Origin of the sequence: Christiangramia gaetbulicola (assembly GCF_003054225.1) — a bacterium.
Classification (GTDB): Bacteria; Bacteroidota; Bacteroidia; order Flavobacteriales; family Flavobacteriaceae; genus Christiangramia; species Christiangramia gaetbulicola.
On record NZ_QBKQ01000003.1, the window covers coordinates 556,874 to 570,572 of the forward strand.

Here is a 13,699-nt window from a genome sequence, read left to right on the forward strand (position 1 = left end):
TCAAACATAATAATATAAATCCCGCCGGAAAAGCCGGCAGGATCTATTTCTATAAGAATTCGATTTTTTTAAAAATGATTACCCGTTGCGGGAAAAGATCATATCAGGAAATAACACCAGATCCTAATAGCTCTTCGTTTTTATACCAGGCCACGAACTGACCTTCGGTAATAGACGCCTGAGGTTCTTCAAAGATGACATACATCCCATTTTCGGTCTGGTAAAGAGTTGCATCCTGTAATGGCTGGCGATACCTGATCCTAGCTTTAATCTTAAGTTCCTCCCCATTCTCAATGGCCAGATCTCGACGTACCCAATGAACTTCGTCCTGGGCGATAAACAGCCCCTGGCGATAGATGCCCGGGTGATCTTTACCCTGACCGGTGTAGATCACGTTCTCATCAACATCTGTATCTATCACGAACAAAGGTTCAGGAGTTCCTCCAACGGCGAGTCCTTTACGCTGCCCTTTGGTGAAATAATGCGCACCCTGGTGTTTTCCAACTACTTTCCCATCTTCCAACTGATAGTTGAACTTTTTAGAAAGATGTTTTAACTGGGCGATCTGGGTGTTGAAATTATTATCCTCTTCAGAATATGTATTATGATCTGCCGGAACTTCAACGATAACTCCTTCTTTTGGCTTTAATTTCTGCTGAAGAAAATCTGGTAGTCTAACTTTACCAATAAAGCATAGCCCCTGTGAATCTTTCTTTTCTGCTGTTACTAGGTTCTGTTCTGCAGCGATCTTTCTAACTTCAGATTTTTGCAATTCACCAATAGGAAAGAGAGTTTTAGAAAGCTGCTCCTGGGTTAACTGGCAAAGAAAATATGACTGGTCCTTATTATTGTCTTGCCCAGATAAAAGTTGGTATACAGTTTCTCCCTCCTTATTAAATTCCGCTTTACGGCAATAATGTCCTGTAGCAACATAATCTGCTCCCAGGGATAAAGCGATCTTCATAAAAACGTCGAACTTGATCTCGCGGTTACAAAGAACATCGGGATTTGGCGTCCGGCCTTTTTCGTATTCATTGAACATATAGTCTACGATACGTTCTTTATATTGTTCGCTAAGATCCACGGTCTGGAAAGGAATTCCCAGTTTATCTGCCACCATCATGGCATCGTTGCTGTCATCAAGCCAGGGACATTCGTCTGAAATGGTAACCGAATCGTCGTGCCAGTTCTTCATAAACAGCCCGATCACTTCATAACCCTGCTCCTTTAAAAGATAGGCTGAAACACTTGAATCTACACCTCCGGACAAACCGACTACAACTTTTTTCATTCTGCTCTATTTATTTTTTTGCTATGACCGATTTAAGAGTCGGATTAGCGGGCACAAAATTACGAAATAAAAAAAGGTGGCGAAAGCCACCTTTATATTCAATATATTAAAAACCTTTAGTTCCTGGCAAAAGTTAGACTTGAAGTTGGAAGATCATTCGGAGTAAAGGTAAATCTGTTCTCGTTACTGAAATTAACTGTTCCGGCTACAGGATCATCGAAACCAGGAATTTTAATGGTATACTGAGAACCCGAGGAATTGCTCCATGTTCCAGAGTCATTACTAGAGACACATTGGTCTTCAACCGTAGCATAGAAAGTCGAAGATGCGGTGTTATCTGCATTAAAGGTGATTGTGGATCTTCCCGTACAATCATCTATGGTAAATCCAGGTACATTGGTCGCTGCTACAAGTGTCCAGGTACCAACAATATTTCCTTCGGCACCAGAATCGTCATCGTCGCTGCATGCGGTAAACAAGCTCATTGCTAAAAATAGGATCAAAAACTTTTTCATAAGTAGATATTTTAGTTGTTCAAATATATTCAATTTTAATAATCTTCTTCACTGTCTATTTTTCCATCTTCGTAATATATCCAATGGCCAGACTTTCTGCCTTCAGAATAAAATCCTTCGATGGTCTTAACACCTTTTACAGTATAATACTCGGCAGTGCCATGTAATTGTCCATTTTTATAGTTCAGTTTTTTGGTGATCTGGCCATTGTCTGCATATATAATACTGAGTCCGTCTTTTTCTCCTTTAGTATATTCAGTCTTTTCTGCCAGGTTCCCGTTTTTGAAATATGTTTTTTGAAGTCCGTGTAGCGTATCATTCTTATATTCTTCGGTCATCATGATGCTATCTGATTCCTGATGGAAATAAACCCATTCACCTTCACGTTTCTTATCGACCATTTTTCCCTTACTAATAGGATAGCCTTTTTGAGTATAATAAGTGACCTGAACCGAATCTTTTCCTTTTTCGAAATCCATGATCGCCGCGGGATGATCATAAAATCCTTTCTTATAGAATTTGAAAGTTCCAATTTCTTCTCCATGTTCAAAATTCCCTTCAAATTTTGGGTTAGAAGTACCTTCAAAATCCACTTTCCAGGCTCCATGACGGCGTCCTTGCTCGTCAAACTGGTTGTTTTGCGATTTACAAATCGCTGAAAAATAGAGTGATACGAATAAAAAAAATAGATGTTTATTCATTTTTAACAAAGATTAAACAGAATTATATCTAATTTGGTTCTACTTTTATAAAAAATCAAAAGCTAATCAATAACTAAAACTTAGAATTATGAATTTTATTTTAAAAAATGCGAAGTTAAGTATTCTTGCACTTATCATTTGCTTCGGATTCACTTCTTGTGACGAGGATGATGATTTTCAATTTGAAGATGATGTCGTAGTGACACCAGATCCAGGTCCAGATCCTATGCCTGTATCTATTATTGACTTTGTAAATAACAACGATGATTATTCTTCTCTTGCTGCTGCCATCGAGGCTGCGGGTTTAACAGCCACTTTAGATGGTGATACAGAATATACTGTATTCGCACCAGATAATGATGCATTCCAGGCATTGCTTGATTCGAATGAAGACTGGAGTGAATTAGGAGATATTCCTGTAGATGTATTAACACTGGTACTTATGAACCATGTTCAGCCAGGAATTGTGATGTCTACCGATCTTGAAACCGGGTACATTCCAAGTTTAGCCGAGGCTGGACCAGATGGAGAGGCAGTTAGCTTATACATCAATGTTGGAGATGTGGTAACATTAAACGGGATGTCTGATGTAGAAACTGCAGATATCGAAGTAGATAACGGAGTGATCCATGCCGTTGATGCTGTAATTGGTTTACCAGATGTGACAACTTTTGCTTTGGCCGATCCTACTTTCTCAATTCTTGTTGAGGCATTGACTTTTGATGATTCTTATACTTTTGTTGAGACATTACAAGATGAAGGGCCATATACTGTTTTCGCTCCAACAGATGATGCTTTCGCAGCGCTACTTGAAGAGCTGGAGATAAGTGGTCTTGGAGATCTTGATTCTGACCTTTTAGCCGATGTTTTATCGTACCACGTTGTTACCGGGGCTAATGTAACTTCAGATGAATTGACCAACGGTATGGCGGTTACTACTTTCCTAGGTGAAGACTTTACAGTTAATCTTGCAGCCGATTCTAATAACGTTTCGATCACAGATGTAAATTCAAGAACTGCTAATGTTGTAGCTGCAAATGTGCAAGCTACTAACGGTGTAATTCACGCTATCGATATGGTACTTTTACCGACTTTAGAATAATAAGGATTATTAATGTTTTGTTTATTTGTTTGAATAGAAAGGCCTCTGAATTTTCAGAGGCTTTTTTCTTTTAGATACTTCCTGCGTGTTTCCCGAACTAGCGAATTACTCTATTGACCTTAATTATTTCACGTTTTTCTCCTTTGGTATTTTCAATTCCTTGCTCTTGTTTTTATTCGGTGCTTATTGCACATGGCTTAACCATCATTTTTGAATGTACTTTTATATGTTCTTCAAATAATTATATACTATCTATTTTGGTTGACGAATAAAACGATCAGAAAGGTATTCCCTAATTGATCTAATATGAATATTTCGATCTTTATTAATCGAAAGAGGTGTATCAAAAAATCTAGATTTACTCTACTATTTCAGTTAAGACATAAAAAAAGGCCTTGTAAATACAAAGCCTTCTTTTTAATAATGAGTGACGCTATTAACGTTTCTGTTTCTTTTGCTGCTCTTCAGCCTGCTCCATCATTTCCTGGAACTTTTTCGTAAACCTGTTCTGTTTCTTAGGTTTCTTTTTATTCTCCTGGATCTTCGCATGTATCTTATCTTCATCGATGATCACATATTTTATTACCAGCATGATACCTATGGTAATCAGGTTTGAGGTAAAATAATACAGAGATAATCCACTCGCATAATTGTTGAAGAATATCAACATAATAAGCGGAGAAAGGTACATAAGGAACTTCATGTTTGGCATTCCAGGTTGCTGACTTGCCTGCATGTTCTGTCCTGTGGTCATCATCATATAGATGAAGATAGCGATAGAGGCAAGGATAGGGAACAAACTAACGTGATCACCATAGAATGGGATATTGAATGGTAGTTCAGCTATCGTATCATAACTTGAAAGGTCATCTGCCCAAAGGAAACTTTTCTGTCTTAGCTGAAAAGCACTTGGGAAGAACTGGAATAATGCATAGAATACCGGGATCTGCATTAGTGCAGGTAAACATCCGCTCATAGGGCTGGCTCCTGCCTTGCTATAAAGCTTCATGGTCTCCTGCTGCTTCTTCATCGCGTTATCCTTATACTTCTCGTTAAGCTCATTGATCTCTGGTCTAAGGATCTTCATCTTGGCCTGAGACAGGTAAGACTTATAAGTTACCGGAGATAATACGATCCTAACCACAATGGTCATGGCGATGATCGCAAGTCCATAGCTTGGTAGTACTCCCGCTAAAAATGCGAAGAATGGAATGAAAAGATATTTGTTTATCCAACCAAAGATTCCCCAGCCAAGCGGAATTATCTCATCCAGGTTGCGATCATAATCGTTCAGGATCTTGTAATCTGAAGGACCATAATACCAATTCATATTATAATTCAACTCACCAGCTTTAAGATCTAATGGGATGGTAGAAGCGAAAGTCTTTGTGAATACAGTATCAACTTCTTCATCTTCCACCAGGTTTTCTACTTCAAATTTTGCCGTTTTAAAAGGAGTGTCTGTTAATAGAATAGAAGTAAAGAAATGTTGTCTGTATGCTATATAACTTACATTTTCATCTTCATCATCACCACTGGATAAATGATCGTCATCACCACCATCATATTCATAGATAAGGTCTGTGTATCTGTTTTCATAGGAAATACTTTTCGCATGGCGATATCCTTTCAGTTTCCAGTCAAGAACCGGAGTTTCAGCCGAGTTAAGGACACCGGTTAGACCCTGGGAACTAATGGTGAAGTCAAGCATATACTCTCCCGAACGTAGCGCATAGCGATATTCCAGGTATTCATCTTCAGAAACTTTAAGCTTCATAGAAAGAACCTGGTTGCCATTATTTTCGGTAAGCGAAGGCTCAAAATATAGATTTTCAGTATTTAAAGTTCTACCATCGGTAGTACTGAAATTCATATTCAATGAGGCATTGCCATCTTTAATAAGATACACCGGGATAGAATCGTAAGTCTTGAAATTTTTAAGCCTGGCTTCCTCAATATAACCTCCTTTGTTAGAGATCTTCAATTCCAGAAGGTCATTGGAGATGGTTGTAGTACCTCCCTGGGCAGAAGCCAGAGTTTCAGAATAACCAAAAGCTCCTAATCTGCGCTGTGCGTCTGCCAGCGAAGTAGAATCATTTTGTGCGGTTCTGGTTTCCGGTAGGTTATCTGGGGTTTGAGATTCCTGGGTATTTTGTTCAACCTGTTCAGTAGTGGTTTCATCTACGGCTTCGGTCTCTTCAGGAGTGTTATTGTAAAGCATCCATAAAAGGATACCACCAATTAGAATAAATCCAATTATAGATTGAATATCTATTTTCTTTTCTTCCATTATTTAATTTTACTTAATCTTCCTTTGTCAAAAAAACGACCAATTCTTATTTCTGTGCCATCTTGGCATTTTTTTGTTTTACAGAATGTTCATGTGCAGCTTTCACAAATGAGACAAAAAGAGGATGTGGATTGGCCACGGTACTTTTATATTCAGGATGATATTGTACCCCAACGAACCATGGATGATCTTTTAGTTCTATGATCTCCACAAGGCCGGTCTCAGGGTTGATCCCGGTACTTAGCATTCCTGCGTTCTCAAGTTGTTCTTTGTATTTGTTGTTATATTCATAACGGTGGCGATGGCGTTCCTTTATCTTATCGGTTCCATAGACCTCATGAATAATAGATCCTTCAGTTAATTCGCAGTCCCATGAACCTAGGCGCATAGTACCTCCTTTATGGGTTACCTCTTTTTGAGCTTCCATAAGGTCGATCACGGGATGCTTGGTATCTGCATCCATTTCAGTAGAATTTGCTCCTTTTAACTGCAGTACATTCCTGGCGAATTCTATCACCGCCATTTGCATACCAAGACAAATTCCAAGGAATGGAAGGTCGTTTTCACGAGCGTATCTTACTGCATCGATCTTACCTTCAATTCCACGTTCACCAAATCCAGGAGCTACAAGAACTCCGTCAAGATGGCTTATTTTGTTATGAATAGTGCTGTCATTAATGAATTCTGAATGAATATATTCTACATTCACATAAACTTCATTTTCGGCGCCAGCATGGATAAATGCTTCCAGGATAGATTTATAAGAATCCTGAAGCTCCACGTATTTCCCGATAAGCCCGATATGAACTTCGGCTTTCGGGTTTTTATGTCTTTTCAGGAATTGGTTCCATCTGTCCAGGTTAGGAGTAGAGTCATCTGGTAAGGCCAGTTTTTTCAATACCACTTTATCCAGGCCTTCTTCCAGCATCATATTTGGTACATCATAAATAGTAGGGGCATCGATGCTCTGGATCACCGCCTCCTGACGTACGTTACAGAATATAGCCAGCTTTCTACGAATATCATCTGATAGTTCGTGTTCGGTACGGCAAACCAGGATATCTGCTTTTATACCACTTTCCATCAAAGTCTTTACACTGTGCTGGGTAGGTTTTGTTTTTAATTCACCGGCTGCAGAAAGATAGGGTACAAGGGTAAGATGAATAACCAAAGCATTGTCATCTCCAAGTTCCCATTTTAATTGTCTTACCGCTTCTATGTATGGTAAAGATTCAATATCACCTACAGTTCCTCCAATTTCAGTGATCACGATATCATAATCACCATTCTTTCCAAGGATCTGGATTCTTTCTTTTATCTCGTTCGTGATATGTGGAACTACCTGAACGGTTTTACCAAGGAATTCTCCGCGTCTTTCTTTTTCAATAACGCTCTGGTAAATTCTTCCCGTGGTAACATTGTTTGCCTGGGAAGTATTTACGTTTAGAAAACGTTCATAATGACCAAGATCCAGGTCTGTTTCAGCGCCATCTTCAGTTACATAACATTCTCCGTGCTCGTAGGGGTTTAGGGTTCCGGGATCTACATTTATATATGGATCCAGTTTCTGAATAGTAGCTTTAAAGCCCCTTGCCTGCAATAACTTTGCTAAAGAAGCAGCAATGATCCCTTTTCCCAGGGAAGATGATACACCTCCTGTAACAAAAATATACTTGGTATCGGCCATTTTAATTCTAGTTTGTTGTGTTGTTTATTCAGGGCGCTAAATTACAAAGAAGAATAGAAAAAGCAGACAATTTAGAAAGCTAATATTAAGAGCTTTTTAACGATAGTAGAAGCTAGGATCTTGGGCGCGGATATCTTTTCCTTATCTGTCTCAGCAGGCCTTCCAGGCTGTTTATTTTAAGCTCAAAAACCTGTTGCATCTGGTCGCCAAGTTTACCAGGAGGGAAACCTTTTTGCCTGAACCATACATAATATGGCTCTGGAATATCTGAAAGATAATAGTCTTTATACTTGCCAAAATGCATTTTAGCATAGGCAAGTTCGAGTAATTTATTTGGATCTGGTTGCACTTATCTCAGGGAGATTTAAGAATTCTGAAAGTTCTAAAAACTTTTTCTTATTCATGGGTTTTACCATGTATTTTATTACAGCGGGGAAATCCTGTGCTCTGTCTATATCCATTTTGCTAGTGCTGGAGGTTAGAAGGATCACTTCATGTTTCACGTTATCGGCCTGCATGGCATTTAAAAAATCCCATCCGTTCATCATAGGCATGTTCAGGTCTAGAAAGATAAGGGCATCTTTATCATTTTTCAGAATTCTAAACGCCTCTTCTGGATCTGTAAAATCTATTATTTCGCCGGTGTAACCTTCAAGTTCAAATAACTTTTTAGTAATAAAATTAGATATAGGCTGGTCATCTACCAAATAGATCTTCTTCATAGTTCAGCGGCCTTTAGTTCAGTTAATTCTTTAGATGCCATCTCCACAACTTCTTTTAGAACCTCGTCCATTTCTCTGGCACTGGAAATTAGTTTCGGCACCAGTTCTTTCCGGCAGGTCTCATCATCCATAAACTCAAAAAGTTCTATAATTCCCTGTATCCTGGAAAGCGGTTCCCGCACATTATGCGCGTTTAATGCTGAAATATGCAGGAGTTTTTCATTCTTTAAAACAATCTCGCTAGTCCTGGCTTTGATAGTTTCTTTTTGATTCAGAACAATTCTCTGGATCTCTTCATTCTTCTCTTTGATCGTAAGGTAGGCATCAGAAAGGTTCTGATTCTGGATGGCAAGTTGCCTTTTCAGATAGATCTCGCTGAATTTTGCCTGGATACAATCAACCATCAGCTTCAGAATATCCACATCTCCAACAGAAAACGCTTTGTTTTGATCGGCGAGCAAAGATACTAATACTTTCCGTTCATTTTTATCAAAACACCAGCCCCAGAGTACGGGGTCATAAAGAGCATTCAGCCCCACCTTGTCTCTAACCAGTTTGTCTGGGATCTCGTTCGTGATAAGTGGAATTCCTCGTTTAAATAGCTCGTCTTCATAGGGGAATAGCTCGGTCTCCCCCTTGAGATCATACCAGATACTATTTCCAAACAATTCAAAAGTGAAAAGTTTATCACCCTGGAATATAGTCATCCTGATAATATGAAAATTAAGCAGATACTTTAAATGGGTCTTACAAACTTCAGCCACCTCTGCAAGATCTGAGCAGCGATTTACCTCATTGGCAAATTTGGAGTAAGCCTCATAAGTGATCCTGTAAAGCTGAGGAGTATTTTGAGATAGATTTTGCATCTAAAAAAGATCGTTCCTATTCAGGAGTTTCCAATAATTCATTATCGATCTTGATACCGGAAACATCAGCAATGGTATTCAGCATATTTACAAGATCTGCCTGAGCCATTAATTCCTGAATTTCTTTAGCCGTGAATCCCGCTTTTTCCAATTCAGAAAAATCTTCATCGGTTATTTGTGAATGTTCCAAAGCTGCTTTGGTAACGATCTGTACTGCGATCCTGTAACTAACAGGCATAGATGGTGAGTTTAAACTCTGGGTTGCGCGGAATCCTTCTTCCTCAGAGATCATCGAGCTCATGCTGTCTGCGAAAATCCCGTGAGCGTGAGAACAGTAATTACAGCCACGTTGCTTGGAAACATTATATATGATCAATTGTTTCAGCACATTGGGCACCTGACCCTCCATCAGGGTGTTCTTTAATTTGCTCCAGTTACCTTTTAATAAAAGGGCATTGTCACCCTGGCATTTGAACCAGTTAAGAACAAATGGTAATTGTAAGGTCTTTTTTGTGTCATCATAAATGGCTTTGACTTCTGCAGTTGCATCGTCATAAGACACCATTTTATATCTTGAATGGGTTTGGGGTATAGATTGATTCATAGCAATTTGTAGGGAATAAGGTTAGATTTTCGTTTTTTCAGACTGTAAATATTACAGTTATTCTTCAGTTTTACATTGGAATGAATAGACTTTAACGAATAATATAGGAATTCTTACGAATAATGGTGATTATGTAGGCTTTTTATTACATTTTACCGGAGTTAAATATTTGATAATCCCTGCTGCTGCTCTAAATGGTATTTCTAGATTTATCCTTTCAAATTCACTAGCATATTATGGCAATTTTCGGATCTATTATAAAAAGTATTATCGACTTAAAAGAAACGCTTACCCCAGAGGGAGAAGCGGTAAAGGACCAGGAGCAGGTACTTGTAAACCTTTTAAAGAAAGCAAAGGACACTTCTTTTGGTAAGCATTATAAGTTCGAGAAAATACTGGAATCTGAAGATGTTAGAAAAGCATTCGCGGAAAAAGTGCCTTATTTCGATTATAATAAAATAGATAAGGAATGGTGGCATAAATATCATGAAGGAGAGGAGAACGTAACCTGGCCGGGAAAACCGCCTTATTTCGCTCTAAGTTCGGGAACTACCGGTAAAACCAGTAAGAGAATTCCCGTTACTGAAGAAATGGTGGAAGCCATTAGAAATGCCGGTATAAAACAGGTAAGTGCTTTAAGTAATTTCGATCTGCCTCCAGATTTCTTTGAAAAGGAGATCATGATGCTGGGAAGCTCAACAGATCTTCATAAGGAAGGAGATCATCAGGAAGGTGAAATTAGCGGGATTAGCGCTAGCAGAATTCCCTTCTGGTTCAGAAGCTATTATAAGCCGGGCGAGGAAATTTCCAAAATTGATGAATGGGATGACCGCGTACAGAAAATAGCCGAAAATGCCGAAGAATGGGATATTGGTGCTTTGAGCGGAATTCCATCCTGGATGGAGCTTATGCTTAAAAAAGTTATTGAACATCACAACCTTAACCACATCCATGAGATTTGGCCAAATCTCCAGGTGTATACTTCTGGTGGTGTAGCCTTCGAACCTTACGAGAAAAGTTTTAACGCGCTTCTGGGTAAACCGATACAGGTGATTGATACTTACTTAGCTTCAGAAGGTTTTCTTGCCTTACAGGATAGGCCAGACACGCACTCGATGCGGTTAATCACAGATAATGGGATCTACTTTGAGTTCGTTCCGTTTAAACCAGATTACATCAACCAGGATGGTTCGTTGACTGAAGATGCTCCGGTAATTCCTTTGGAGGAAGTTGAAGAAGAAAAAGATTATGTTATTCTAATTTCAACGGTAAGTGGAGCATGGAGATATCTGATAGGGGATACGATCAAATTCACAGATAAATCCAGGAATGAGATCAGAATCACTGGAAGGACCAAATTCTTTTTGAATGTAGTTGGCTCACAACTTTCAGTAAATAAAATGAACGATGCGGTTCAGGAACTGGAAAATAAATTCGAGATCAGAATTCCGGAATTTGTGGTGGCAGCGAAAAGGGGGGAAGATGGAGAGTATTATCACTACTGGTATCTAGGAACTGAAGATAAAGCAGAAGACGATAAATTAGCCGAAGCTCTGGATGAGGCCTTAAAGAATGCCAATAAGAATTATAAAGTAGCCAGGTCCAAGGCGCTTAAAGGAGTCAAGGTCACCACCATAGATCCTAACATGTTCCATGAGTGGAATGCGAAAAACAAGAAAAAAGGAGGCCAGGTAAAGATGGAAAAGGTGATGAACGAGGAGAAGTTCGCTGAATGGGAAAAATTCATCAAGGAACAAAGCCCGGCAACTTAATCCTCATGACCGCTGTCTATCAAGACCATGATCTCTTCGGGAGATAGATAAAGGTCCTGGATTCTACTTTTATATGTATCTGAGAGTTTCGAATGATTAATGATAAAATTCTTGGTGGCGATAATTTCCTCGCCAAGGCCATGGTTTACGGCGTAAGTATCTGCAGCCTTTTCAGCTTCTCTTATATAGTTTTTTGAGGTAAGATATTTAACACCGAACCACACCAGGTCTGCGGCAGATCTCTCCCGGTAATCCATAATATGCCCCAATTCGTGGCCTATCCAGCCAATAAGCACTTCAGAAGGCACAGCGGTAATATCGAAAACTTCATCTTCAATAGTGAACTTTTCATTGATGAATACCAGATAACCCCTGTTCTTTTTACTTTTCAGCAAACTATTGACCTTGGGTTGAGCCTGCATAAAAGACTTTTTGATATTCTTCTTAAAGCGAAATTCGATAGGAGTATCCTTTAATTCCGGATAATGCGAGAGGGCGACATAGACTTCTCTCCATATAGTATCTGGAACGATTTTATTGCTAAATTCTAAACTGTCTTTTTGTTGCATGTTTGATTGCTGGGCATAACAAGCGGGAATAAATATTAAAAAAAATATTAGGTAAAAGCCTCTTTTTAATGTGCCTGTCATATAATTCATATTGTTTTCCAAATTACAACAAAATTGATGCCTTGGGAATTTTCAAGTTTTAAAATAGACTTAAATTATGTTGTATTTGATTATTGAAACTAAAAAAGCAGGCTACATAGCCTGCTTTTTTCATTTTAATTCAATTTATCTAGCTCTTCAGGATCTCCTGTAGTCTTTGTTGAAGCTCAACATCAGACCTCAGGGCCATTGCAAGTTGCTGATATCTTTCCATACTAAGATCGCTTTCGGTAATTACTTCCTGCATCTGTTTCTGGTATTTTGGTTGAATTACTTCAATTTCAGCAACCACAGCTTTATATTTTTTATCTTCTTCGCTTGTAGTTTCGATGTCCTTATTAGGATCCATTTCTGCCTGGTGGATCTCATTGAATCTTTGTAATTCAAGATCCTCATTAGTGACTACAGCCATCATTTCCTGTTGAACCTGCTGATTCATCATTCTCATTTTCTGGAAAACATCTGCGAATTTTTCCAGCTCAGCATCACTAACTTCTATTTTTTCCTGCTGTTGTGGCATTGCGGTAGATTGAGCCGTAACTGAGGCGGTTCCTAATGCAAATACGAATAACAGACTACTAAAAAACTTCTTCATTCTAACTTCTTATTTTATGATTTCACTGTTAAAGTTGCGAAAACTATGCCTTAGATCTGGAAATTCCCAGCCTTTAAGAACTCATCGCCAGTTCTTAATAAAATTTTAACAATATCGGCTCCTGTATTTAAGAAAACAGGGGAGTATAGGGGTTTATTTTAATGATTTCTGCATTCATCTGGCCAGGTGTAGCTCTTATATAGCCCCACCTGTCAAATTGTCGAGTACAAAAGTTTGCGTTCTCTGGCGTAATGTTCATCGGAACTGTAGAACTTTGAAGCAATAATTTCATCACAAATCAAAAATCAGAGATTCTGAATTCTATTTCTTTTTTACATTTTTTTCATAGATAGTTATCCATTCCTTAGGCGTTATTTTGCCAGATAATTCGCCAATTAGTTCGTACGGAATATCATCCATTTTCTTAAACCTGATACAGCTTTTACCCATGTCTGGTTTTTTACCAACCCGTTTTTTATATTCTTCGGTAAACCAATCAGATAGATCTTTATCGGCATAGATCCCTGAGTGGTATAATGCGATATAGTTTTTTTGCGAGGCGAGATTCATGAACGGCAGGGGGAGAGAAGTGTCGCAATGGTAACCTTCCGGATATATGGATTGTGGCACCACATAACCGATCATCCCGTAACTCATGGTCTCCTGGAAACCATCGGGAAGGTTTTCCTTGATCACCGCGCGAAGCCTGGACATTACATCCTTTCGTTCTTCAGGTACGTTATCAATATATTCCTGTGGAGAGTCAGCTTCAATTTTCATAATATTAATTTTGATGATACTTTAAATGTAAAGATTAAAACAGGAATAATTTCAGTTCCTTGGGTCTTTTCAATTCTAGGAAACTTTATTCTGAAAGATCAATTTT

Annotated in this window: 14 protein-coding genes; 2 read left to right on the plus strand and 12 right to left on the minus strand. The window is 38.7% G+C overall.

The features are described from left to right. Window positions 1-103 precede the first annotated feature (103 nt). The 3 genes from mnmA to C8P64_RS14100 form a co-directional block, all read right to left on the minus strand. Window positions 104-1,291, minus strand: a complete 1,188-nt coding sequence (gene mnmA, locus C8P64_RS14090; protein WP_108172713.1) for a tRNA 2-thiouridine(34) synthase MnmA — start codon at window positions 1,289-1,291, stop codon at window positions 104-106. A gap of 116 nt (window positions 1,292-1,407) precedes the next feature. Continuing rightward, window positions 1,408-1,806 carry a lipocalin-like domain-containing protein gene (locus tag C8P64_RS14095; protein WP_108172714.1) on the minus strand — a complete coding sequence of 133 codons (399 nt, stop codon included), beginning with the start codon at window positions 1,804-1,806 and terminating at the stop codon, window positions 1,408-1,410. Window positions 1,807-1,841: 35 nt separating this feature from the next. Further along, the gene (locus C8P64_RS14100; protein WP_108172715.1) at window positions 1,842-2,507 is read right to left on the minus strand and encodes a toxin-antitoxin system YwqK family antitoxin; all 666 of its coding nucleotides are present in this window, start codon (window positions 2,505-2,507) and stop codon (window positions 1,842-1,844) included. Between the two features lie 88 nt (window positions 2,508-2,595). On the opposite strand from C8P64_RS14100, the gene C8P64_RS14105 reads away from it, so the two are divergent. Further along, window positions 2,596-3,609 (plus strand): fasciclin domain-containing protein, encoded by a 1,014-nt coding sequence (locus tag C8P64_RS14105; protein WP_108172716.1) that lies wholly within the window; start codon window positions 2,596-2,598, stop codon window positions 3,607-3,609. A 436-nt stretch (window positions 3,610-4,045) separates the two neighbouring features. Here C8P64_RS14105 and yidC read toward each other — a convergent pair whose 3' ends face one another. The 6 genes from yidC to C8P64_RS14135 all read right to left on the minus strand — a co-directional run bounded on the left by yidC (window position 4,046) and on the right by C8P64_RS14135 (window position 9,778). After that, window positions 4,046-5,899, minus strand: a complete 1,854-nt coding sequence (gene yidC, locus C8P64_RS14110; protein WP_108172717.1) for a membrane protein insertase YidC — start codon at window positions 5,897-5,899, stop codon at window positions 4,046-4,048. A 46-nt stretch (window positions 5,900-5,945) separates the two neighbouring features. Next, entirely contained in the window at window positions 5,946-7,586 is a 1,641-nt protein-coding gene (locus C8P64_RS14115; protein WP_108172718.1) for a CTP synthase, read from the minus strand. Window positions 7,587-7,698: 112 nt separating this feature from the next. Beyond that, on the minus strand, window positions 7,699-7,890 hold the full coding sequence (locus C8P64_RS14120; protein WP_108172966.1) for a DUF3820 family protein: 192 nt from the start codon (window positions 7,888-7,890) through the stop codon (window positions 7,699-7,701). Window positions 7,891-7,915: 25 nt separating this feature from the next. Further along, window positions 7,916-8,308 (minus strand): response regulator, encoded by a 393-nt coding sequence (locus C8P64_RS14125; protein WP_108172719.1) that lies wholly within the window; start codon window positions 8,306-8,308, stop codon window positions 7,916-7,918. Beyond that, complete coding sequence (locus tag C8P64_RS14130; protein WP_108172720.1) at window positions 8,305-9,174, minus strand: histidine kinase; 870 nt, start codon at window positions 9,172-9,174, stop codon at window positions 8,305-8,307. Before C8P64_RS14130 ends, C8P64_RS14125 begins: the two co-directional genes overlap by 4 nt. A gap of 16 nt (window positions 9,175-9,190) precedes the next feature. After that, a complete protein-coding gene (locus C8P64_RS14135; RefSeq protein ID WP_108172721.1) occupies window positions 9,191-9,778 on the minus strand; it encodes a carboxymuconolactone decarboxylase family protein in 588 nt (195 codons plus the stop codon). A gap of 236 nt (window positions 9,779-10,014) precedes the next feature. Between C8P64_RS14135 and C8P64_RS14140 the strand changes: the two genes are divergently transcribed. Beyond that, window positions 10,015-11,550: a GH3 family acyl-acid amido synthetase gene (locus tag C8P64_RS14140; protein WP_108172722.1), complete on the plus strand. Its 1,536-nt coding sequence runs from the start codon at window positions 10,015-10,017 to the stop codon at window positions 11,548-11,550. Here C8P64_RS14140 and C8P64_RS14145 read toward each other — a convergent pair. The 3 genes from C8P64_RS14145 to C8P64_RS14155 all read right to left on the minus strand — a co-directional run bounded on the left by C8P64_RS14145 (window position 11,547) and on the right by C8P64_RS14155 (window position 13,593). Further along, a complete protein-coding gene (locus C8P64_RS14145) occupies window positions 11,547-12,119 on the minus strand; it encodes a hypothetical protein (protein WP_170106666.1) in 573 nt (190 codons plus the stop codon). The two genes, C8P64_RS14140 and C8P64_RS14145, sit on opposite strands and share 4 nt — an antisense overlap. 229 nt (window positions 12,120-12,348) lie before the next feature. Next, window positions 12,349-12,813, minus strand: a complete 465-nt coding sequence (locus C8P64_RS14150; protein ID WP_108172723.1) for a DUF4168 domain-containing protein — start codon at window positions 12,811-12,813, stop codon at window positions 12,349-12,351. 321 nt (window positions 12,814-13,134) lie between these two features. Next, entirely contained in the window at window positions 13,135-13,593 is a 459-nt protein-coding gene (locus C8P64_RS14155) for a DUF1801 domain-containing protein (protein WP_108172724.1), read from the minus strand. Window positions 13,594-13,699 lie beyond the last annotated feature (106 nt).

Bases quoted from the DNA above. Each gene is read 5' to 3' on its own strand.
- C8P64_RS14100 (WP_108172715.1), bottom strand. From the start codon at position 2,507: ATGAATAAACATCTATTTTTTTTATTCGTATCACTCTATTTTTCAGCG.
- C8P64_RS14140 (WP_108172722.1), top strand. From the start codon at position 10,015: ATGGCAATTTTCGGATCTATTATAAAAAGTATTATCGACTTAAAAGAA.
- yidC (WP_108172717.1), bottom strand. From the start codon at position 5,899: ATGGAAGAAAAGAAAATAGATATTCAATCTATAATTGGATTTATTCTA.
- mnmA (WP_108172713.1), bottom strand. From the start codon at position 1,291: ATGAAAAAAGTTGTAGTCGGTTTGTCCGGAGGTGTAGATTCAAGTGTT.
- C8P64_RS14155 (WP_108172724.1), bottom strand. From the start codon at position 13,593: ATGAAAATTGAAGCTGACTCTCCACAGGAATATATTGATAACGTACCT.
- C8P64_RS14105 (WP_108172716.1), top strand. From the start codon at position 2,596: ATGAATTTTATTTTAAAAAATGCGAAGTTAAGTATTCTTGCACTTATC.
- C8P64_RS14135 (WP_108172721.1), bottom strand. From the start codon at position 9,778: ATGAATCAATCTATACCCCAAACCCATTCAAGATATAAAATGGTGTCT.
- C8P64_RS14150 (WP_108172723.1), bottom strand. From the start codon at position 12,813: ATGAAGAAGTTTTTTAGTAGTCTGTTATTCGTATTTGCATTAGGAACC.
- C8P64_RS14095 (WP_108172714.1), bottom strand. From the start codon at position 1,806: ATGAAAAAGTTTTTGATCCTATTTTTAGCAATGAGCTTGTTTACCGCA.
- C8P64_RS14130 (WP_108172720.1), bottom strand. From the start codon at position 9,174: ATGCAAAATCTATCTCAAAATACTCCTCAGCTTTACAGGATCACTTAT.
- C8P64_RS14115 (WP_108172718.1), bottom strand. From the start codon at position 7,586: ATGGCCGATACCAAGTATATTTTTGTTACAGGAGGTGTATCATCTTCC.
- C8P64_RS14125 (WP_108172719.1), bottom strand. From the start codon at position 8,308: ATGAAGAAGATCTATTTGGTAGATGACCAGCCTATATCTAATTTTATT.
- C8P64_RS14120 (WP_108172966.1), bottom strand. From the start codon at position 7,890: ATGCATTTTGGCAAGTATAAAGACTATTATCTTTCAGATATTCCAGAG.
- C8P64_RS14145 (WP_170106666.1), bottom strand. From the start codon at position 12,119: ATGCAACAAAAAGACAGTTTAGAATTTAGCAATAAAATCGTTCCAGAT.